Here is an 18,909-nt window from a genome sequence, read left to right on the forward strand (position 1 = left end):
ATTCGGGTGGTCCATGGACTCCTTTGAACATCTAGGAGGTGCCCATGGGGGATCGCAAGCAGGCTCGGGACGAGGAGTTCCAGAGCTTTGTCGTCGGCCGCTGGCCGCGGTTGTTGCGGACGGCATTTCTCCTCACGGGGGAGCAGCACGCCGCGGAGGATCTCGTCCAGTCCACGTTCGAACAGGTCTACGTGGCCTGGCGCAAAGTCGGCTCGGCCGATGACCCGGAGGCGTACGTACGGCGCGTGATGATCAACGCGCACGCGCGCAGGCATCGAAAGCGACTCAAGGAGTTCCTGGCGCCCAGGGACGACTCGGGCCTGGCCCGCGAGGTGGCCGACACCGGCGACCGCATCGCCCAGGCCGACGACCGCGGCGCCCTGCTGACGGCCCTGGCCGAGCTGCCGCCACGGCAGCGCGAGGCGGTGGTCCTGCGCTACTGGGAGGACCTCACCGAGACCCAGACCGCACAGGCGATGGGCTGCTCGGTCGGCGCGGTGAAGTCCAACGCGGCCAAGGGGATCGCGAAACTCCGCGCCATACCGGGACTGGTGGACATGGTGACGAACGGCGAAGGGCGGCGGAAGTGATGAGCGCGGACCGGGAGAGCCACACCATGACGGACAGGGACATCGCCCTCCTGCTGGCCGACGCGACGGACGGGGTCGAGATCGGTATAGCCCCCACCCAGGCGGTCATCAGGGGCGGCCGCCGACGCCGGGCCCGGCGCTGGGCGATCGCCACGGCGGCGGCACTGGCGCTCGTCGGTTCCACGGCGACGCTGGCGCTGGCGGGGCTGCCGGGGGACGGCCATCAGGTGGTGCCGGCGGTGACACAGCGGCCGACTCCGACACCGGACGCGTTCCAGGACGCACCGCACCGCACCACGCTGGCGACCGGGACCGACCAGGGCACGAAGTGGAAGGTGTTCATCGACGTCTGGGGCGCGCCGCGCGACGAGGCGGAGGCACAGGCCCAGTTGACGGCGATGGCCGAGTACGAGGAGTCGGCGCCGGACGTCCGCACGGCGTCCGATCTGGTCGGCAAGGTCGCGTACTTCGTGTACCGCGGCTACGGCGACACGACCTCGCCGGTGCTGGAGAACATGGTGGACGCGTCGGACGCGATGGCGGACACGGACCTCACATCGGGTGCGATTCCGCTGGTGCCCGGTGCCGACAACCCCGTGCGGCTGGGCATCGGCTCGGTGGCCAAGTCCGCCGAGCGGGTCCTGTGCCACATCAAGGACGGCGACGGCATCTCCCTCACCAAGGCACCCGCCGGCGACACGACGGACAACGTCACGCCGGCGATCCGCTCGGCCGAGGGCTCGCCGTACAACTGGTTCGTGTGCGTGGCGCCGAAGGGCACGGAGTTCGAGGCGGCGGAGGTGACGGCGCTGAGCTGACCGACCCCGTCACAGCCACCCCTGCTGCCGGGCCTCCCGCATTGCCTCCATCCGGTTGCGGGTGCCGGTCTTGCCGATCGCGGAGGAGAGGTAGTTGCGGACCGTCGACTCGGACAGATGCAGCTTGCCGGCGATGTCCGCGACGGTCGCGCCGTCCACCGAGGCCTTCAGTACGTCGCACTCGCGGGCGGTGAGCGGATTGGGCCCGGCACTCAGCGCGGCGGCGGCGAGCGCGGGGTCGATCACGGTCTCGCCGGTCAGCACCCGGCGGATCGCGGCGGCGAGTTCCTCCACGGGGCCGTCCTTGACGAGGAAACCGGCGGCTCCGGCCTCCATGGCCCGGCGCAGATAGCCGGGGCGGCCGAAGGTGGTCAGGATCAGGACGCGGCAGTCGGGGACCTGGTCGCGCAGTTCGGCGGCGGCGTCGAGGCCGCTCATGCCCGGGAGTTCGATGTCGAGCAGGGCGACGTCGGGGCGGTGGAGGAGCGCGGTGTCCACGATCACGTCACCGGTACCGACCTGCGCGACGACCTCGATGTCCGGCTCCAGGCCGAGCAGCAGGGCGAGTGCGCCGCGCATCATGCCCTGGTCCTCGGCGAGCAGCACTCTGATGGACTTGGCGGGCCGGTGGTTCCTGGGCATCTCTTCCACGGGGAAAGAGTAGGTCCCCGAAGGTCACCGGCCGCTCTTGAACGCCTTCGGCAGTGCTGCCTGCTTGAGGGACACAGTGCTACGTCCTTGACCGGCGACGTCAGCCGGTCACAGCGCCCTGGGCGCCGTGGCCACCACGGAGGAGGTGAAGTCGGCCGGTTCCACGGGGAGTTCGGCGGTGACGGTGAAGCCGCCGCGGGGTGAGGGGCCGGCGGTCAGGGAGCCGCCCGCCGCCCTGAGGCGTTCGGTGAGGCCCTTTAGGCCGGTGCCGCCGATGCCCTTGGTGAGGCCGGTCGTGGGGGAGTCGGTGGCCTGGTCGCCAGTGGAGGCGTTTGTGCGGGCGTTGGTGCCGGTGCCGTTGGCTGCGGCTGTGGGTATGGCCGTGTCCGTGCCGATGCCGTTGTCCGTGACTGTCAGCTTGGCGCGGTCGAGGACGCCGCCGATGGTGATCGTGCAGCGGGTCGCGCCGCTGTGCCGGAGGACGTTGGTGACCGCTTCCCGCACCACCCACCCGAGCAGTACCTCGGTCTGCGGGGTGAGCGGGGCGCCGGAGTGGGTCACGACCGGTTCGATCGCCGCCGCCGACAGTGCCGAGCGGGCCCGGTCCAGTTCGGTGGCCAGGCTGCCCTCGCGGTAGCCGGTCACCGCCTCCCGGATCTCGGTCAGCGCCTGGCGGCCGACGGACTCGATGTCGGTGATCTGGGCGAGGGCCGCGTCCATGTCCCGCGCGGCGAGGCGCCGGGCCGCCTCCGACTTCACGACGATCACGGACATGGTGTGGCCGAGCAGGTCGTGCAGGTCGCGGGAGAAGCGCAGGCGTTCCTCCTCGACCGCGCGCCGGGCCAACTCCTCGCGGGCGGCGCGCAGTTCGCGTACCGCCTCGGAGAGGGAGAGGATCGCGGCCGTGACCATGGTGGACAGGAAGGTGCCGTAGGCGATGTTGATGGCGTCCCAGCCCGCCCGGAACACGGAGACCGTCGCCGCCAGCGCGGTCAGGCCGAGGCCGACCTGGCCGAGCCGCGGGCCACGCAGCGCCGCGCCGGCGGCGAGGCCGAGCAGCGGGAAGAAGTACAGCCAGCTGCCGCCGTACCCGATGGCGAGACCGCAGGTGACCAGCGCCATCACGGCGAGCGCCACCCGGGTCGAGATCGCCTCGCGCGCTTCCTTCACGAACGAACGGAAGGTCACGTAGATGTACAGGGAGTTGAAGGTGAGCAGGCCCAGGGCGCCCACCCAGGGGTTCGGGGTCTCGCCCTGGAACAGGTTCGAGAACGCGCCCATCCCCATCAGCAGCCAGGGCAGCAGGGAGAAGCCGGTCGGCGGCGGGCCGGGGTGCTCGGGCATCTCCTTCCCGCTGCGGCGGGCCTCCTTCTGGGCGGCCTTGAAGGCCTCCATGTCCGCCTTCCACTGGGCCCGTGCCGTCCGCCACCGGCCCAGCTGGCAGGACACGTCTCGCATCCAGGTCATCTCTCAGCTCCCCGTTCAGACGGTCCGGCCGGACCGGCGGTACGACAGCACAGCGTACGAACCGAAGGCCAGCAGCCAGAGGGTCAGGACAAGGATGGCGCCGATCGCCGGGGCGTGTCCGTCCGCGACGCCCGTGCCCAGCTGGGCGAAGCGGTACGTGGGGGTGTACGCCGACAGGGTGCGCAGCCAGTCGGGGAACAGGGTGACCGGGAACCAGAGGCCGCCGAGGACGGCCAGGCCCAGGTTGCAGGCCATGTTGGTCACGCCGGTGGTCTGCCCGGTCAGGCGGTAGCCGTTGCCCAGGCCGAGCAGGGTGAAGGGCACCGAGCCCAGCCACAGCAGCAGGGCGATGGTCGCCCACTGCCAGGCGGCCAGCCGTACGCCGTTGACCAGACCGCCCGCCGCGAGCACGACGACGATCGCGGGCAGCACGGTCACCGAACCGGTCAGGGTGCGGCCCACCACGACCTGGCGCGGGGTCATCGGGGTCACCCGCAGCTGCCGCAGCCAGCCGATCGCGCGGTCCTCGGCGACCCCGCCGCCGGTGTTCAGGGCGCAGCCGACGGCGCCGTACCCGGCCATGCCGATCATCGAGCCGGTCTTCCAACCGCCGTCGTCCCCACCGAGGTTGGTGAAGAGCAGATACATCAGCACCGGCATAGCGATGCCGCCGATCACGAACCCCGCGTCACGCAGGGTCCGGCGTACTTCGAGCCGCAGATAGGCCAGCATCACGCCACCTCCGCCGGGGCCTTGGGCTGCGCCGAGGTCAGCGCCAGGAACGCGTCGTCCAGGGACGCCGGGGCGACCTCGAGGCCGCGGATCGCGCCGAGCGAGGCGAGTGCGATCACCGTCGCGTCCGGGTCGTCGGTGCGCAGCCGGGCCCGGTCGCCGCGCACCTCCAGGGACCGCACCCCGGGCAGCCGGTCGAGGCCCGCGGTGTCGCGCCCGGCGAGGTCGAAGGCGACCAGGCCGCCGCCGACCGAGCGCTTGAGCTGCTCGCCGGTGCCGTCGGCGACGATCCGGCCGCGGTCGATGACGAGGATGCGGTCGGCGTACGCGTCCGCCTCCTCCAGGTGGTGCGTGGAGAACAGGACCGTGTGGCCGCGGCGCGCGAACACCCGCATCGACGCCCAGAAGGCCTGCCGCGCCTCCACGTCCAGGGCGGCGGTCGGCTCGTCGAGCACGATCAGCGAGGGGTTCCCGGCCAGCGCCACGGCGAACCGCACTCTCTGGGTCTGGCCGCCGGAGAGCCGGTCCACGCGCCGCCCGGCCAGTTCGGCGATGCCGGCGAGGCGGAGGGCCTCTGAGACGGGGAGGGGTGCGGGGTAGCGGCCTGCGACGAAGGCGACCAGTTCCCGCACGGTGACCCGGGGCACCGCGCGTGCCTCCTGGAGCATGGCGCCGACCCGCCCGGCCCGCACCGACGTCTCCGGGGGAGCGCCGAAGAGCCGGACTGTGCCCTCGTCGGGCTCGTTCAGGCCGAGCAGCAGCGAGATCGTCGTCGATTTGCCGGCGCCGTTGCGGCCCAGCAGGGCCACGGTCTCGCCGGGGGCGATGTCGAGGTCGACGCCGTCCACGGCACGGACGGCGCCGAAGGATTTGGCGGCGGCGGTGAACCGTACGGCTGGGTCTGTCTGTGTGGCCGGAGTCTGTGCGCCTGGTGTCTGTGTACCCGTCCCCTGAGTCATGGCTATGACGCTACGAACTCGCCCCTGCCCCGCGGCAGATGCGCTTGTACGGACTCGGGCAGGACAAATGTCACGGCGGGCGGCGACACGTCCCGAAGACCTGACACGGTGTCAGGAGCCTTCACAAGTGCGGTGCGCTGGGCTATACAAGGGGCGCCGGACTGGAACGCGTTCTAGATCGGCCCGTGACGACCTCGGTGCGGCCGACGGTGCGGACGGCCGTACCGGGGTCTCTCCGATTACTCAGGGAGCCGCATTGCCCATCGACGCCGCCAAGGCCCTGGCCGCCGAACCCCGGACCGGCGAGATCACCTGGACCTCGAAGGACGTCCAGCTCTACCACCTCGGCATCGGGGCCGGACGCCCCGCCACCGACCCCGACGAACTGCGCTACACCCTGGAGTCCCGGCTGCACGTCCTGCCGAGCTTCGCCACCGTCGCCGGTTCCGGCGCGCCCGGCGTGATCAGCGGACTGTCCCTGCCCGGCATCGACGTCGAGCTGGCCAAGGTGCTGCACGGCGGCCAGACGCTGGAGCTGCACCGGCCGATCCCGGCGACGGGCAGCGCGACCACCACCGGACGGATCGCCGCCGTGTACGACAAGGGCAAGGCGGCCGTCCTGGTGATGCGCACCGAAGTCGCCGACGCCGACGGCCCGTTGTGGACCAACGACTCGCAGATCTTCGTACGGGGGGAGGGTGGCTGGGGTGGCGATCGTGGTCCTTCCGCTCGTCTCGACCCGCCCTTCGGCGAGCCCGACCGGACCGTCGAGCGCGGCATCCGTGAGGACCAGGCGCTGCTCTACCGGCTCTCCGGCGACTGGAACCCGCTGCACGCGGACCCGGAGTTCGCGAAGGTGGCCGGGTTCGAGAAGCCGATCCTGCACGGGCTGTGCACGTACGGAATGACGCTGAAGGCGGTCGTCGACACGCTGCTCGACGGTGACGTCGGCCGGGTGCGCGCGTACAGCACGCGGTTCGCGGGGGTCGTGTATCCCGGCGAGACCCTGCGCATCCGGATGTGGCGGCTGGACGGCTCGGTCCGGGTGGCCGTGAGCGCCGTGGAGCGGGACGACGCGCCCGTCCTCGCCGACACCATCGTCCAACACTCCTGAATCCACGCCGACTTGACCAGGACGACGACTTGACCAGGACGACGACTTGACCGGGACGACTTGGACCGGGGATCACCTGAGGGGAGCCGCACCATGCGCGCAGCCGTACTGCAAGAGATCGGCCAGGACAAACTGGAGGTCCTCGACGACGTCGAGACGGTGGGCTTCGGGCCCGGCAGGGTGCGGATCCGGGTGCGGGCCACGGGCCTGTGCCACTCGGACCTGTCCGCGATGAGCGGGGTGCTGCCGCAGCCGGGGCCGTTCGTGCCGGGGCACGAGGGCGCGGGCGAGATCCTCGAAGTCGGCGAAGGCGTAAGCAACTTGAAGGCCGGCGACCGGGTCGTCGTGTGCTGGCTGCCGGCCTGCGGCGAGTGCGCCGCCTGCAAGCGCGGCCAGACCGAGCTGTGTCTGGCCGGGTTCATGAACGCCGGCACCCCCAACTTCCGTCGCCCCACCGGTGATGTCTTCGGCTTCGCGGGCACCGGCACCTTCGCCGAGGAGGTCGTCGTCGACGCGGGCTGCGCGGTGCCGATCCCCGACGACGTGCCCTTCGACATCGCCGCGCTGATCGGCTGCGGGGTGACCACGGGACTGGGCGCGGCCCTCAACACCGCTGACCTGGAAGCCGGTTCGTCGGTCGCGGTGATCGGCTGCGGGGGCGTCGGGATCTCCGCGATCCAGGGTGCCCGGCTCAAGGGCGCGGCTGAGATAGTCGCCGTCGACCCGGTCGCCTCCCGGCGCGAGTCGGCGCTCAAGTTCGGTGCCACCAGGGCCGTTTCGCCCGAGGAACTGCCCGACGCCAAGCAACAGGTCACTGCGGGCGAGGGGTTCGACTACGTCTTCGAGGTCGTCGGCCGCTCCAGCACCGCCCGCACGGCCTACGACAACACCCGGCGCGGCGGCAGCCTGATCATCGTCGGCGCGGGCGCGATGGACGACTTCCTCCAACTCAACATGTTCGAGCTGTTCTTCGACGAGAAGCGGATCCTGCCGTCGATGTACGGCGGCGGCGACGTCCTGCGTTCCTACGAGCGGACCATCGCCCTGTGGCGGGCCGGCCGCATCGACCTGGAGGGCCTGATCACCCACCGGGTCCCACTCGCCGACATCAACGAGGCCCTGGACCAGATGCGTACGGGGACCGCTCTGCGTACGTGCATCGAGATCTGACGGAGGCCGCGGTGTCGTCGCCAGACCGGACGGGAGACCCCGTACCGCAGCCACAACCGACGGGAGTTCCTGTGTCGTCGCTGCCGCTTGAGGGGCTGTCCGCCGTCGTCACCGGCGCCGGTCGGGGCCTGGGCCGGGCCGAGGCGCTGGAGCTCGCCCGGCTCGGCGCGGCCGTCGTCGTCAACGACTTCGGACAGCCGGGCCGGGACGGATCGGGGGCCGCCTCCGCGGGCCCCGCCGAGGAGGTCGCCGCCGAGATCCGCGCGGCGGGCGGCACGGCGGTCGCCCACACCGGGGACGTCGCCGACTTCGCCCAGGCCCGCGCACTCGTCGAGTCGGCCGTGTCGGAGTTCGGCAAGCTGGACATCCTGGTCAACAACGCGGGCATCCTGCGCGACCGGATGGTCTTCTCGATGACCGAGGGCGAGTGGGACGCGGTGATCCGGGTCCATCTCAAGGGACATTTCAACACCACCCACTTCGCGTCCGCGCACTGGCGCGAACGGTCCAAGGCGGCCGGCGCACCGGTGTACGGGCGGATCGTCAACACCTCCTCGGAGGCGTTCCTCGCGGGCTCGGCCGGACAGCCCAACTACGCGGCCGCGAAAGGCGGGATCGTCGGCCTCACCACCTCCACGGCCCTCGCGCTCGCCAAGTACGGCGTGACCGCCAACGCCATCTGCCCCCGCGCCCGCACCCGGATGACGGAGGACGTCTTCGCCGGACTGGCCACCCCCGAGGAGGGCCTCGACCCGCTCGCCCCCGAGCATGTCGCCCCGCTCGTCGGCTACTTGGCCTCGCCCGCAGCGGCCCGCGTCAACGGACAGCTCCTCGTGGTGCACGGCGGCATGGTGGCGATCGTGGAACGCCCGCACGTCCAGGCGAAGTTCGACAGCAAGCAGGACGTCTTCAGCTACGACGAGCTCGACGCACTGCTCACCCCGCACTACGCGGACCGGCCGAGTGGGGAGACGTTCGCGGCGGCGGAGGTGCTGGGACTGAAACGGTCCGACACGGCGGACTGACGGGCGGGGCCGGCCCCCAACAGGCAGGCGCACGAAAGGGGGTGGCCCATACACCGGGCCACCCCCTTCATCTACGTGCCGTCAGGCCACCTATTCGCCCGACTCCGGCTTGCGGTGTCGGCCGCGAGGGGCCGTCTCGCCGTCCTGGGCCGAGACCGGCCCCCGGTGTCGGCCCTGCCCGTTGTCCTCGTGGGTATCGGCGGTCAGCGGCTGCATCGTGCTTGCGTCGCTCATCGGAAGGTTCACCCCGTCAACATGATCTTTCTAACAGCCCGGCGAGTTTATCCAGCACACCTGACCTCGAATCCACAAGGGCGCGCCAACCGGCACTAGTTCGTTACAAGACGCGCCAACGGCGCCTTCCCGAGCGGCACCGGACGCGGCGCCGCGGGCACGACCGGCACGGCGGGCACCGGGGGATCCGGCTGCGACGACCCGTCCGCGGCCGGGGACGAACTCCCCGACGCCGCCGACACGGTCGTACCGCCCCGATCCGAATCCCCCGGGCCCGCGCCCCCCGCGTCCCCCGATCCCCCCGCGTCCCCCGTCATCCCCGCATCCCCCGTCTCCCCCCAGGGCACCACCACCCGCGCCACCCCGCACGGCACCTCGGCCGTGGTGAAGGGCAGTTGGAGCACCCCGTCCGTGGACCACAACCCGGTGCCCGCCAACCAGCCCTCGGGCGCCGGGAGATGGCGCATCCGCCGCTCGGCCGGCCGCCATACGCCGACCCAGCTGCCGACCGGCCCGTCCACCCGCAGTGCCACCCCGCAGCTCTCCGGCATCAGCACCAGCCCCGGCTGGATCGCGAACGGCGTCACCGCGCAGTCCGGCAGCCGCAGGCTCTCCGGGAAGCGCACCGGCAGCGTGCTGCCCAGCACCCCCCAGCCCAGCCGGTCCTCGCCGGGCGACGGCGCGTCCGAGCGGATCAGCAGCAGCCCGCTGTCCGGGTCGGCGAGCAGCAGCCGGTCGTCGCTGCCGGCCGCGATCTGGAGCAGCGGCGAGACCTCACCGGCCCGCTCCAGGTCGACCACGACCGCCTTGGTGCAGCCGCCGACCTCCCGGTCCAGGGCCAGCATCCGGCCCGTCCGGTCCAGCCACACCCCGCCCGAGCAGCGCCCCGGGATCTCCGCCACGTGCTCGGGCCCGAAGGAGCCGCCCGCCACGAGCCACAGCGTGCTGGCGCGCCGGCCGACAGCGAGGGCGTACGCCTTCTCGCCGCCCGGCGCGGGCGGCAGCAGCCGCAGCCGGGTGTCCTCGTCCGGGCACTCGACCCCGCCGATCAGCACCTCGCCGGTGCCGGGTCCGGTCGGGTACAGCAGCGTGAAGACGTGCCGCCCGTCCACCAGGCGCCGGATCAGGACCCGCCCGTCGCCCATCGGCTGCACCTCGGTGCCGGGCTCCTCCGGCTGGTTGCCGGGCAGCGGGACGGCGTACGGCTCGGGGCCGTCCAGGGTCCAGCGCTCCGGGAACCAGGAGCCGCCGTCGAGCGCGAGCCGGGCCGCGTAGGCACCGTCCGCGCTGATCGTGCACTCCACCTGCGGAGCCCCCTCCTCGGGAGTCGTCTCCTCAGGGGTCGTCCCGGGTTCGATCGCACAGGCCGTCATCGTCTGGTCACCTCCGGCCACGAAGCTAGTTTTCGTACGCACGGACGTGGGACCACCAGGCACCCTCTTCACACATAAGGGTGGCCCAGGAACGATTCGCCTGAGGAAACGGTGGCGGGTGTGCTGAGCGGGGCCCAGGGGAGGGGCCGGGTGGCTTTGTCGGTTCAGCGCCACAGATCAGCCAGGTAGCCTTTCCCCGTGCCCCGTCTGTCTGAAGTCATCGCCGCGCTGGACGAACTGTGGCCCGCCGCGCGGGCCGAGTCCTGGGACGCGGTCGGCACGGTCGTGGGCGACCCCGAGCAGGAGGTCACCCGGGTCCTGTTCGCCGTGGACCCCGTCCAGGAGATCGTCGACGAGGCGGTGAAGCTGGGCGCCGACCTGCTGGTCACCCACCACCCGCTCTATCTTCGCGGTACGACGACGGTGGCGGCCACGCACTTCAAGGGCCGGGTCGTGCACACGCTGATCAAGAACGACATCGCGCTGCACGTAGCCCACACCAACGCGGACACCGCCGACCCCGGCGTCTCCGACGCACTCGCCGGCGCCCTGGACCTGAGGGTCGTACGACCCCTCGTACCGGACCCGACCGACCCGCAGGGCCGCCGCGGCCTGGGCCGGATCGCCGAACTGGACCCCCCGCTGACCCTCCGCGAGTTCGCGGCCCGCGCCGCACAGCGACTGCCCGCCACCGCGCAGGGCATCAGGGTGGCAGGCGACCCCGAGGCGACGATCCGCACGGTCGCCGTCAGCGGCGGCTCCGGCGACAGCCTCTTCGACCAGGTCCGCGCGGCCGGCGTCGACGCCTTCCTCACCGCGGACCTGCGCCACCACCCGGCCTCCGAAGCGGTGGCCCACAGCCCCCTCGCGCTGCTCGACGCGGCGCACTGGGCCACCGAGTGGCCCTGGTGCGAGCTGGCCGCAGCCCAGCTCGACGAGATCTCCGACCGGCACGGCTGGGACCTGCGCGTCCATGTCTCGCCGACGGTCACCGACCCCTGGACCGCCCACGCGGCGTCCAACCCGACGCACACCCCTGGAGCCCCCAACTGAACGCCGCGCCCGCCGACCAGATCCGACTCCTCGACGTCCAGGCCCTCGACGTCCGCCTGCAGCAGCTCGCGCACCGCCGCCGCTCGCTGCCCGAGCACGCCGAGATCGACGCGCTGACCAAGGACGCCACCCAACTGCGCGACCTGCTGGTCGCCGCGCAGACCGAGGAGAGCGACACCACCCGCGAGCAGACCAAGGCCGAGCAGGACGTGGACCAGGTGCGCCAGCGCGCCGTCCGCGACCAGCAGCGCCTCGACTCCGGCGCCGTGACCTCGCCCAAGGACCTGGAGAACCTCCAGCGCGAGATCGTCTCCCTCGCCAAGCGCCAGGGTGACCTGGAGGACGTCGTCCTGGAGGTCATGGAGCGCATCGAGTCCGTGCAGGAGCGGATCGCCGAACTCACCGAGCGGGTCTCCTCCGTCCAGTCGAAGATCGACGACGCGACCGCGCGCCGCGATGCCGCGGTCAAGGAGATCGACGGCGAGGTCGCCACGATCACCAAGGAGCGCGAGGTCATCTCGGCCACGATCCCCGCGGACCTCCTCAAGCTCTACGACAAGCTCCGCGAGCAGCAGGGCGGCATCGGCGCGGCCAAGCTCTACCAGCGCAGCTGCCAGGGCTGCCGCCAGGAGCTGTCCATCACCGACATCAACGAGATCCGCGCTGCCGCCCCCGACACGGTCGTCCGCTGCGAGAACTGCCGCCGCATCCTGGTCCGTACGTCCGAGTCCGGCCTGTAAGGAGCCCTGGACGTGCGGGAGTTCATCATCGAGGCCGACGGCGGCTCCCGGGGCAACCCGGGACCGGCGGGCTACGGTTCCGTGGTGCTGGATGCGGCGACGGGCGAGACGTTGATGGAGGCGGCGGAGTACATCGGCGTCGCCACGAACAACGTCGCCGAGTACCGGGGCCTGTTGGCGGGCCTCCGCACGGCCCACACCCTCGATCCCTCTGCCTCCGTCCACGTCCGCATGGACTCCAAGCTCGTCGTCGAGCAGATGTCGGGCCGCTGGAAGATCAAACACCCGGACATGAAGCCGCTGGCGGCGGAGGCAGCGACCGTCTTCCCGCCGGACCGGGTGACGTACGAGTGGATCCCGAGAGAGCAGAACAAGCACGCGGACCGCTTGGCGAACGAGGCGATGGATGCGGGGAAGCGGGGCGAGCAATGGTCGGCTTCGACGTCCGGTGCCGACTTGGACATGCCTCTTAAGGGGCGCGGGGAACTGCGCGACCAGCCCCCACCGGCTGGCACCGTCACAACTGCCGAAACCCGCGCCGCGCGCAATCTGGCGACGACACCTCAACCCACAGTCGGTTGGGGCTCGTCCCCAGACATGGGCGCCCCCGCCACCTTCGTCCTACTCCGCCACGGCGAAACCCCGCTGACTCCCCAAAAGCGCTTCTCGGGCAGCGGCGGCACCGACCCGTCCCTCTCCGACGTAGGCCGCGACCAAGCGGAGCGAGCCGGCGCGGCCCTGGCCAAACGCGGCACGATCCAGGCCATCATCGCGTCCCCCCTAACCCGCACCCGCGAAACCGCAGCCATCGTCGCCACCCACCTCGGCCTCGACGTGACCATCGACGAAGGCCTACGCGAAACAGACTTCGGCGCGTGGGAAGGCCTCACCTTCGGAGAAGTCCGCGAACGCTACCCGGACGACCTGACAACGTGGTTGGCCGACCCGGAGGCCCAACCAACAGGCGGCGGCGAGAGTTTCGCAGCGACGGGTACCCGAATCGCCGCCACCCGCGACAAGTTGGTCGCGGCCTACGCGGGTCGCACGGTCCTCCTGGTCAGCCACGTCACGCCGATCAAGACCTTCGTACGCCTGGCCCTGGGCGCCCCGCCGGAGGCTCTGTTCCGCATGGAACTCTCGGCCGCGGCCCTCTCGGCGGTGGCGTACTTCGCGGACGGCAACGCGAGCGTACGGCTCTTCAACGACACGTCACACCTACGCCCGTAAGCCCGCCCGAGCCCTACGCACGTAGGCCGGCGGCCTCCCGGGCCAGTTGCTCGACCCGCCCCCAGTCCCCGGCGGCCACCGCATCCCCCGGAATCATCCAAGTCCCGCCCACACAGCCGACGTTGGGCAGCTCCAAATACGCGGACGCGTTGCCGGCACCGATCCCACCGGTCGGACAGAACCGCGCCTGCGGCAACGGCCCCGCAAGCGACTTCAGGTACGCCGTCCCACCCGCCGCCTCCGCCGGGAAGAACTTCATCTCCCGCACCCCGCGCTCCAGCAGCGCCACGACCTCCGAGGTCGTCGACACCCCCGGCAGATACGGCACCCCGGACGCCCGCATCGCCTCCAGCAGTACGTCCGTCCAGCCCGGGCTGACCAGAAAACGCGCCCCCGCAGCCACCGACTCCGTCACCTGAGCCGGCGTGATGACGGTCCCGGCTCCGACGACCGCGTCCGGCACCGCCCCGGCGATCGCCCGGATCGCGTCCAGCGCGACTGGCGTCCGCAACGTCACCTCGATCGCGGGCAGCCCACCGGCGACCAGCGCCCGCGCGAGCGGAACGGCATCGGCGACGTCATCGAGGACGACGACGGGGACGACAGGGGCAAGGTCGAGTACAGACGTGGGCATGCCGCTCATCCTGCCGGGGTGATGCAGTGTGCGCAAAGGGTGTTGCGCGCACTGCAACGCGTACCGCGACGCCCGTCAATGCGCCGTCAGTGAATCTCGTCCACCAACACATCCAACGACCACGCCTGCCCACCCCGCGCAGGCGCCTCCCCCTCCACCACATACCCCAGATCCCGCAACGCCTCGACCAGCTCGGCCGGCCCCTTCGGCGCCACCCCGGCCGACAGCAGACTCCGTACGATCCGCCCCTTGGTCGCCTTGTTGAAGTGGCTGACGACCTTCCGGGTCGGCGCGTGCAGCACCCGTACGCTCGCCGTTCGCGTGGCCAGCTCGCCCTTCGGCTTCCAGGCAGCGGCGTACGCGGAGGACCGTAGGTCAAGGACGAGCCCGTCGCCCGCGGCCTCCGGCAGGACCTCGGCCATCGGCGCCCGCCAGTGCGCGCCCAGCGCTCCGAGTCCCGGCAGTTTCACGCCCATCGAGCAGCGGTAGGAGGGGATGCGGTCGGTGACGCGGACCGCGCCCCACAGTCCCGAGAAGACGAGCAGCGACCGCGCGGCCCGCCTCTTCGCGGCGGTGTCCAGCGTGGCCAGGTCGAGGGCGTCGTACAGCACCCCCGTATAGATCTCCCCGGCGGGGCGGGCGGCGGCCGTGCGCAGTTCGAGGTTCTTCGCGATCTCGCCGCGCAGGCCCTCGGTCAGCCCGAGTACCTCGCGCGCCTTCTCCTCGTCGGCGGCGCAGAGTTCGACCAGCTCGTCGAGCACGGCCGCGCGGGCGTCGGAGAGCCCCGGCAGCGACAGCGACTCCAGCTTCAGCGGGGTACCACGGCCAAAGGACGCCTTGCCTTCGGAGGGCGGCAGCAGGACGAGCACGGGATCGGTCTCCTTCGGTTGAGCTCCGGGACAGCGTACGGCGTGCCACTCGGCGAACCGGGACCTACGCTCGCTACATGCCCAGCCGCCACATCCGCGTGACCGGCGCCCCCGAAGCCCCCCTCCGGGCGGCCCTCACCGCCCTGCGCGCCGAACTTGAGGTGCCCGAGAGCTACCCGCCCGAGGCCCTCGCCGAGGCCGAGCGGGCCGCGAAGGCTCCCGTGCTGCCGTCGTACGACGCCACCGACATCCCCCTGTTCACGATCGACCCGCCCACCTCCACCGACCTCGACCAGGCGATGCACCTCAGCCGCCGGCCCGGCGGCTACCGCGTCCGGTACGCCATCGCCGACGTCGCCGCCTTCGTCGTACCCGGCGCGCCGCTGGACCTGGAGGCGCACCGGCGCGTGACGACCCTCTACTTCCCCGACGAGAAGGTCCCGCTGCACCCGACCGTGCTGAGCGAGGGCATCGCGAGCCTGCTGCCGGACCAGACCTGCCCGGCCGCGCTGTGGACGATCGACCTCGACGCGGACGGCCGTACGGTCGCCGTCGACGTCCGCCGGGCCCTGGTCCGCAGCCGCGCCAAGCTCGACTACGCGGGCGTGCAGCGGCGGATCGACGACGGCACGGCCGAGGAACCCCTCGCGCTGCTGAAGGAGATCGGGGGACTGCGGGAGGCACTGGAGGTCGAGCGCGGCGGCATCTCGCTCAACGTGCCGGAACAGGAGATCGTCGAGAGGGACCACGCGTACGAGCTGACGTACCGCGCTCCGCTCCCCGCCGACGCCTGGAACGCGCAGATCTCCCTGCTCACCGGCATGGCGGCGGCCGACCTGATGCTCACCCACGGCACCGGCGTCCTGCGCACGCTCCCGGCCGCCCCCGACGGCGCCGTCGGCCGCCTGCGCCGCACCGCGCGCGCCCTGCACATCGACTGGCCGCACCACGTCTCGTACGCGCATCTCGTCCGCTCCCTCGACCCGCACCGCCCCGACCACGCGGCCTTCCTCCAGGAGTGCACGACCCTGCTGCGCGGCGCCGGCTACACGGTCTTCCGGGACGGAGTGCTGCCGCCGATCACCACGCACGCGGCGGTAGCGGCCCCCTACGCCCACTGCACAGCGCCCCTCCGCCGCCTGGTCGACCGCTACGCCGCCGAGATCTGCCTGGCCGTGGTCGCGGGGGCGGACGTACCGGACTGGGTCCTGACTGCGCTGGACGCGCTCCCGAAGGAGATGGCCGACGGGACGAGACGCGCGGGCGCGGTCGAACGGGCCTGCGTGGACATCGTCGAGGCGGCCCTGCTGAAGGACCGGGTGGGGGAGCTCTTCGACGCGGTGGTCGTGGAACTCGACGAGCACAAGTCCGGTGTCGGGACAGTGCAGTTGGAATCGCTGGCGATCATTGGCCGTATTGAAGGGGACCAACTGCCGCTGGGGGAACGGCTGCGGGTGCGGCTCAGCCGAGCCGACCCAGGAGCGGCTGCGAAGGTGCTGTTCGTGCCGGCGTGACGGTCTACTGGAGGGTCCGTTCGACGGCTCGCTTGATCAGGCGCACGAAGGCTGTCGTCGTCACGACTGTTCCTCCGTCGGTCGTTCCTCGGCGAGGATGCGCAGGGCGCGGCGGATCGCGGCGGCCTGGGCCGGGGCGAAGTCGGCGTAGAAGGCGCGCAGGAAGCTGTTGTCGTGGTCGAGGGGGCCGGAGTCCGGGAGCAGTTGCGGTGGGGTGCACTCGGCGAGCAGCCGGGCCGCGGTCTCCACCCGGGGATCGCCGGGATCGGCGTCGACGAGCCGGTCGAGCAGCGCGTACGCCTCATGGGCCTTGGCCACGGTCTCCGGCGATCCGGCGACGACACCCATCGCCGCGAGCAGCCGCTCCCGGTCCTCGGGGGTCGCGGCGGTCTCGACCAGGGCGAGGACCTCGCGGTCCTTGGCGGCCATGGGGGAGTCGGAGCGGTGCGCCGTACGCTCGAACAGCGCGGCCAGTTCGGGCGAGACGGGCGCGTCGGCGGACAGCCCGCCCTCCGCGTCCAACAACGCCCGCAAGCGCGACCGCCGCTCCCGGATCGCCGCCTCCTGCCGGGCGAGGTCCTCGTCCAGCTCGGTGAGCACCTCGGCCAGATCCTTCCCGGCGTCCTCGGCGAGCACGTCCCGCACCTCGGCGAGACCGAGCCCCAGCTCGGTGAGCCGTCGGATCCGCGCCAGCACGACGGCGTGGCGGAGCGTGTACTGCCGGTAGCCGTTCGACAGCCGCTCGGGCTCGGGCAGCAGCCCCTGATGGTGGTAGTGCCGCACGGCCCGCGTGGTGACGCCGACGGTGGCGGCGAGTTCTCCGATCCGCATGGGACCAGTAGAAACGTTGACGTTGCGGGAGGGTCAAGCGACGGCGCCGGCCCCTTGGGACGGTGTGGGGGTGAGGCATGGAAAAGGGCTTGAAGGCGTTGCCTCTGTAGGAGTGAATGGGGCCGACGGGGGCCGACGTACGAGGGGGTGCGGGGCGATGGCCGAAGAGGCTCTGTGGACGAAGGCGCGCCTGGGCCGCTGCGGCCCTGCACTCCACCTCCTGACCGCCCGCTTCGACAAGCACGTGTACTCCCCGCACGCGCACGACGAGTTCACGATCGGTGTCTGCGTGGACGGCTCCGAACTGATCGACTACCGAGGCGGCCACATCCGCACCGGCCCCGGCTCGATCGTCGTCCTGGCCCCCGGCGAGATCCACACGGGCGGCCCCGGCAGCGCGACCGACGGCTACGCGTACCGGGCCCTGTACGCCGAGCCGACGCTGCTGACGGAGGGCACGGTGGGAGGCGTCCCGCACTTCCGCGAGCCGTTGCTGGACGACCCGGAACTGGCGTCCGCGTTGCTGCTGACCCACTCCGAGCTGAGCACGTGCCCCGACCCCCTGGAGGCGGAGTCCCGCCTCCCTTGGCTCCTCACGGCCCTGTCCCGCCGCCACTCCACGTCCCGCCCGACCTGCGACCAGGTCCCGGGCGCGGACGCCATAGCCCGAGCGGTACGGGACCGCCTGGCCGACGAGCTCCTGGAACCCCCGTCCCTCGCCGCCCTGGCGGGCGATCTGGGCCTGTCCCGCTACCAACTCCTCCGGGCTTTCCGTACGGCGACGGGGGTGCCGCCGTACGCCTGGCTGGCGCAGCACAGGGTGGCCAGGGCGCGTCGGTTGCTGGATACGGGTCTGCGGCCCGCGGAGGTGGCTCCGCTGGTGGGGTTCGCGGACCAGGCGCATCTGACGCGGTGGTTCCGGCGGGTGCTGGGGGTGACGCCGGCGGTTTATCGGAGCAGCGTTTTGGGCGGGGGCGTTGAGGGGGGACGCCGCGTGCCCAGGGCGTGACGCCGGCGGCGTACCGCAATAGCGTTCAAGACGGGAGGCGCTGAGCGGACGCATGCTCCCTCCATGACTGCACGCGGCTGGTTCCTGTTCTCCCTCATGGGCGTCATCTGGGGCATCCCCTACCTGATGATCAAGGTGGCGGTGGATGACCTCTCCCCGTCGATGGTCGTCTTCACGCGCTGCGCCCTGGGCGCGCTTCTCCTGTTCCCCTTCGCCCTGCGAGGCGGCGGCCTGATCCGAACGGTCCGCTCCCACTGGCTGCCGATGCTGGCCTTCGCGTGCATCGAGATCATCGGCCCGTGGTTCACACTGACGGACGCGGAACGCCACTTGTCGAGCTCGACGGCGGGTCTGCTGATCGCGGGCGTCCCGATCGTCGGCGTAGTGCTGGCGCGCTCCTTCGGAGACACGGAACGCTTGGGTGCGAGGCGGGTGACGGGCCTGGGCCTGGGCCTGGCGGGCGTAGGAGTCCTGACGGTCCCGCACCTCACGGGCGGCGACGCGCGCTCCCTGGCGGAGGTCTTCGTGACGGTCCTGGGCTACGCGACGGCACCGCTGATCGCGGCCCGCTACCTGAAGGACGTCCCGACGCTCCAACTGACGGCCCCGTGCCTGGCGTTGGCGGCGTTGGTCTACGCGCCGGCGGCGGCGATGACATGGCCGTCGACCGTCCCCTCCGCGTCGGTGCTGGCGTCGCTGGCGGGCCTGGGCGTGATCTGCACGGCGGTGGCGTTCGTGGCGTTCCTGGAACTGATCAAGGAGGTAGGCCCGACGCGGTCCACGGTGATCACGTACGTGAACCCGGCGGTGGCGGTGGCGGCGGGAGCGCTCTTCTTGAACGAGGCGTTCACCCTGGGCATCGCAACGGCCTTCACCCTGATCCTCGCGGGCTCGATCCT

The 18,909-nt window shown here is 71.8% G+C and carries 19 protein-coding genes and 1 pseudogene; 11 read left to right on the forward strand and 9 right to left on the reverse strand.

What is annotated here, in order from left to right; translation table 11 throughout:
• Positions 1–44 precede the first annotated feature (44 nt).
• Together ACWDR3_RS00490 and ACWDR3_RS00495 are read left to right on the forward strand one after the other, a co-directional pair.
• Complete coding sequence (locus ACWDR3_RS00490; protein ID WP_450349583.1) at positions 45–590, forward strand: SigE family RNA polymerase sigma factor; 546 nt, start codon at positions 45–47, stop codon at positions 588–590.
• A 26-nt stretch (positions 591–616) separates the two neighbouring features.
• Positions 617–1,408, forward strand: a complete 792-nt coding sequence (locus ACWDR3_RS00495; protein ID WP_450349584.1) for a hypothetical protein — start codon at positions 617–619, stop codon at positions 1,406–1,408.
• A 9-nt stretch (positions 1,409–1,417) separates the two neighbouring features.
• Here ACWDR3_RS00495 and ACWDR3_RS00500 read toward each other — a convergent pair whose 3' ends face one another.
• The 4 genes from ACWDR3_RS00500 to ACWDR3_RS00515 form a co-directional block, all read right to left on the reverse strand.
• On the reverse strand, positions 1,418–2,050 hold the full coding sequence (locus tag ACWDR3_RS00500; protein ID WP_450349800.1) for a response regulator: 633 nt from the start codon (positions 2,048–2,050) through the stop codon (positions 1,418–1,420).
• A gap of 117 nt (positions 2,051–2,167) precedes the next feature.
• Positions 2,168–3,526: a sensor histidine kinase gene (locus ACWDR3_RS00505; RefSeq protein ID WP_450349585.1), complete on the reverse strand. Its 1,359-nt coding sequence runs from the start codon at positions 3,524–3,526 to the stop codon at positions 2,168–2,170.
• Positions 3,527–3,541: 15 nt separating this feature from the next.
• Complete coding sequence (locus tag ACWDR3_RS00510) at positions 3,542–4,258, reverse strand: ABC transporter permease (protein ID WP_450349586.1); 717 nt, start codon at positions 4,256–4,258, stop codon at positions 3,542–3,544.
• Positions 4,258–5,217, reverse strand: coding sequence for an ABC transporter ATP-binding protein (locus ACWDR3_RS00515; protein WP_450349587.1), 960 nt, complete (start codon positions 5,215–5,217; stop codon positions 4,258–4,260). The genes ACWDR3_RS00510 and ACWDR3_RS00515 overlap by 1 nt, the downstream gene beginning before the upstream one ends.
• A 256-nt stretch (positions 5,218–5,473) precedes the next feature.
• Here ACWDR3_RS00515 and ACWDR3_RS00520 point away from each other — a divergent pair, with 256 nt between their 5' ends.
• The 3 genes from ACWDR3_RS00520 (at position 5,474) to ACWDR3_RS00530 (ending at position 8,526) form a co-directional block, all read left to right on the forward strand.
• Entirely contained in the window at positions 5,474–6,331 is an 858-nt protein-coding gene (locus ACWDR3_RS00520) for a MaoC/PaaZ C-terminal domain-containing protein (protein ID WP_450349588.1), read from the forward strand.
• 93 nt (positions 6,332–6,424) lie between these two features.
• Positions 6,425–7,501 carry a Zn-dependent alcohol dehydrogenase gene (locus ACWDR3_RS00525; protein WP_450349590.1) on the forward strand — a complete coding sequence of 359 codons (1,077 nt, stop codon included), beginning with the start codon at positions 6,425–6,427 and terminating at the stop codon, positions 7,499–7,501.
• Between the two features lie 71 nt (positions 7,502–7,572).
• Positions 7,573–8,526 (forward strand): 3-oxoacyl-ACP reductase, encoded by a 954-nt coding sequence (locus tag ACWDR3_RS00530; protein ID WP_450349592.1) that lies wholly within the window; start codon positions 7,573–7,575, stop codon positions 8,524–8,526.
• 90 nt (positions 8,527–8,616) lie between these two features.
• Here the strand turns inward: ACWDR3_RS00530 and ACWDR3_RS00535 are convergent, their stop codons facing one another.
• Positions 8,617–8,760, reverse strand: a complete 144-nt coding sequence (locus ACWDR3_RS00535; RefSeq protein ID WP_401729201.1) for a hypothetical protein — start codon at positions 8,758–8,760, stop codon at positions 8,617–8,619.
• A gap of 95 nt (positions 8,761–8,855) precedes the next feature.
• Positions 8,856–10,133, reverse strand: coding sequence for a hypothetical protein (locus tag ACWDR3_RS00540; protein WP_450349593.1), 1,278 nt, complete (start codon positions 10,131–10,133; stop codon positions 8,856–8,858).
• Positions 10,134–10,331: 198 nt separating this feature from the next.
• On the opposite strand from ACWDR3_RS00540, the gene ACWDR3_RS00545 reads away from it, so the two are divergent.
• From ACWDR3_RS00545 to ACWDR3_RS00555, 3 genes are read left to right on the forward strand one after another with little or no spacing between them, the layout of a single operon-like run.
• Positions 10,332–11,186 carry a Nif3-like dinuclear metal center hexameric protein gene (locus ACWDR3_RS00545; protein ID WP_450349595.1) on the forward strand — a complete coding sequence of 285 codons (855 nt, stop codon included), beginning with the start codon at positions 10,332–10,334 and terminating at the stop codon, positions 11,184–11,186.
• Positions 11,183–11,926 (forward strand): zinc ribbon domain-containing protein, encoded by a 744-nt coding sequence (locus ACWDR3_RS00550; protein ID WP_402350402.1) that lies wholly within the window; start codon positions 11,183–11,185, stop codon positions 11,924–11,926. The genes ACWDR3_RS00545 and ACWDR3_RS00550 overlap by 4 nt, the downstream gene beginning before the upstream one ends.
• Before the next feature lie 12 nt (positions 11,927–11,938).
• Positions 11,939–13,153 (forward strand): bifunctional RNase H/acid phosphatase, encoded by a 1,215-nt coding sequence (locus ACWDR3_RS00555; RefSeq protein ID WP_450349596.1) that lies wholly within the window; start codon positions 11,939–11,941, stop codon positions 13,151–13,153.
• 13 nt (positions 13,154–13,166) lie between these two features.
• Here the strand turns inward: ACWDR3_RS00555 and eda are convergent, their stop codons facing one another.
• Together eda and yaaA are read right to left on the reverse strand one after the other, a co-directional pair.
• A complete protein-coding gene (eda, locus tag ACWDR3_RS00560) occupies positions 13,167–13,787 on the reverse strand; it encodes a bifunctional 4-hydroxy-2-oxoglutarate aldolase/2-dehydro-3-deoxy-phosphogluconate aldolase (RefSeq protein WP_450349598.1) in 621 nt (206 codons plus the stop codon).
• Positions 13,788–13,873: 86 nt separating this feature from the next.
• Positions 13,874–14,656 (reverse strand): peroxide stress protein YaaA, encoded by a 783-nt coding sequence (gene yaaA, locus ACWDR3_RS00565; protein ID WP_450349599.1) that lies wholly within the window; start codon positions 14,654–14,656, stop codon positions 13,874–13,876.
• A gap of 77 nt (positions 14,657–14,733) precedes the next feature.
• Here yaaA and ACWDR3_RS00570 point away from each other — a divergent pair, with 77 nt between their 5' ends.
• Complete coding sequence (locus ACWDR3_RS00570) at positions 14,734–16,170, forward strand: RNB domain-containing ribonuclease (protein WP_450349601.1); 1,437 nt, start codon at positions 14,734–14,736, stop codon at positions 16,168–16,170.
• Between the two features lie 60 nt (positions 16,171–16,230).
• Here ACWDR3_RS00570 and ACWDR3_RS00575 read toward each other — a convergent pair whose 3' ends face one another.
• Positions 16,231–17,001 carry a MerR family transcriptional regulator gene (locus tag ACWDR3_RS00575; protein ID WP_450349603.1) on the reverse strand — a complete coding sequence of 257 codons (771 nt, stop codon included), beginning with the start codon at positions 16,999–17,001 and terminating at the stop codon, positions 16,231–16,233.
• Between the two features lie 157 nt (positions 17,002–17,158).
• Here ACWDR3_RS00575 and ACWDR3_RS00580 point away from each other — a divergent pair, with 157 nt between their 5' ends.
• Both ACWDR3_RS00580 and ACWDR3_RS00585 read left to right on the forward strand, forming a co-directional pair.
• The gene (locus tag ACWDR3_RS00580; protein WP_450349604.1) at positions 17,159–18,010 is read left to right on the forward strand and encodes an AraC family ligand binding domain-containing protein; all 852 of its coding nucleotides are present in this window, start codon (positions 17,159–17,161) and stop codon (positions 18,008–18,010) included.
• A 63-nt stretch (positions 18,011–18,073) separates the two neighbouring features.
• A pseudogene (locus tag ACWDR3_RS00585) lies at positions 18,074–18,853 on the forward strand (DMT family transporter); the annotation flags it as partial.
• Positions 18,854–18,909 lie beyond the last annotated feature (56 nt).

Source organism: Streptomyces sp. NPDC001002 (genome assembly GCF_053599215.1).

Bases quoted from the DNA above. Each gene is read 5' to 3' on its own strand.
- ACWDR3_RS00490 (WP_450349583.1), top strand. From the start codon at position 45: ATGGGGGATCGCAAGCAGGCTCGGGACGAGGAGTTCCAGAGCTTTGTC.
- ACWDR3_RS00495 (WP_450349584.1), top strand. From the start codon at position 617: ATGACGGACAGGGACATCGCCCTCCTGCTGGCCGACGCGACGGACGGG.
- ACWDR3_RS00500 (WP_450349800.1), bottom strand. From the start codon at position 2,050: ATGCCCAGGAACCACCGGCCCGCCAAGTCCATCAGAGTGCTGCTCGCC.
- ACWDR3_RS00505 (WP_450349585.1), bottom strand. From the start codon at position 3,526: ATGACCTGGATGCGAGACGTGTCCTGCCAGCTGGGCCGGTGGCGGACG.
- ACWDR3_RS00510 (WP_450349586.1), bottom strand. From the start codon at position 4,258: ATGCTGGCCTATCTGCGGCTCGAAGTACGCCGGACCCTGCGTGACGCG.
- ACWDR3_RS00515 (WP_450349587.1), bottom strand. From the start codon at position 5,217: ATGACTCAGGGGACGGGTACACAGACACCAGGCGCACAGACTCCGGCC.
- ACWDR3_RS00525 (WP_450349590.1), top strand. From the start codon at position 6,425: ATGCGCGCAGCCGTACTGCAAGAGATCGGCCAGGACAAACTGGAGGTC.
- ACWDR3_RS00535 (WP_401729201.1), bottom strand. From the start codon at position 8,760: ATGAGCGACGCAAGCACGATGCAGCCGCTGACCGCCGATACCCACGAG.
- ACWDR3_RS00540 (WP_450349593.1), bottom strand. From the start codon at position 10,133: ATGACGGCCTGTGCGATCGAACCCGGGACGACCCCTGAGGAGACGACT.
- eda (WP_450349598.1), bottom strand. From the start codon at position 13,787: ATGCCCACGTCTGTACTCGACCTTGCCCCTGTCGTCCCCGTCGTCGTC.
- ACWDR3_RS00570 (WP_450349601.1), top strand. From the start codon at position 14,734: ATGCCCAGCCGCCACATCCGCGTGACCGGCGCCCCCGAAGCCCCCCTC.
- ACWDR3_RS00575 (WP_450349603.1), bottom strand. From the start codon at position 17,001: ATGCGGATCGGAGAACTCGCCGCCACCGTCGGCGTCACCACGCGGGCC.
- ACWDR3_RS00580 (WP_450349604.1), top strand. From the start codon at position 17,159: ATGGCCGAAGAGGCTCTGTGGACGAAGGCGCGCCTGGGCCGCTGCGGC.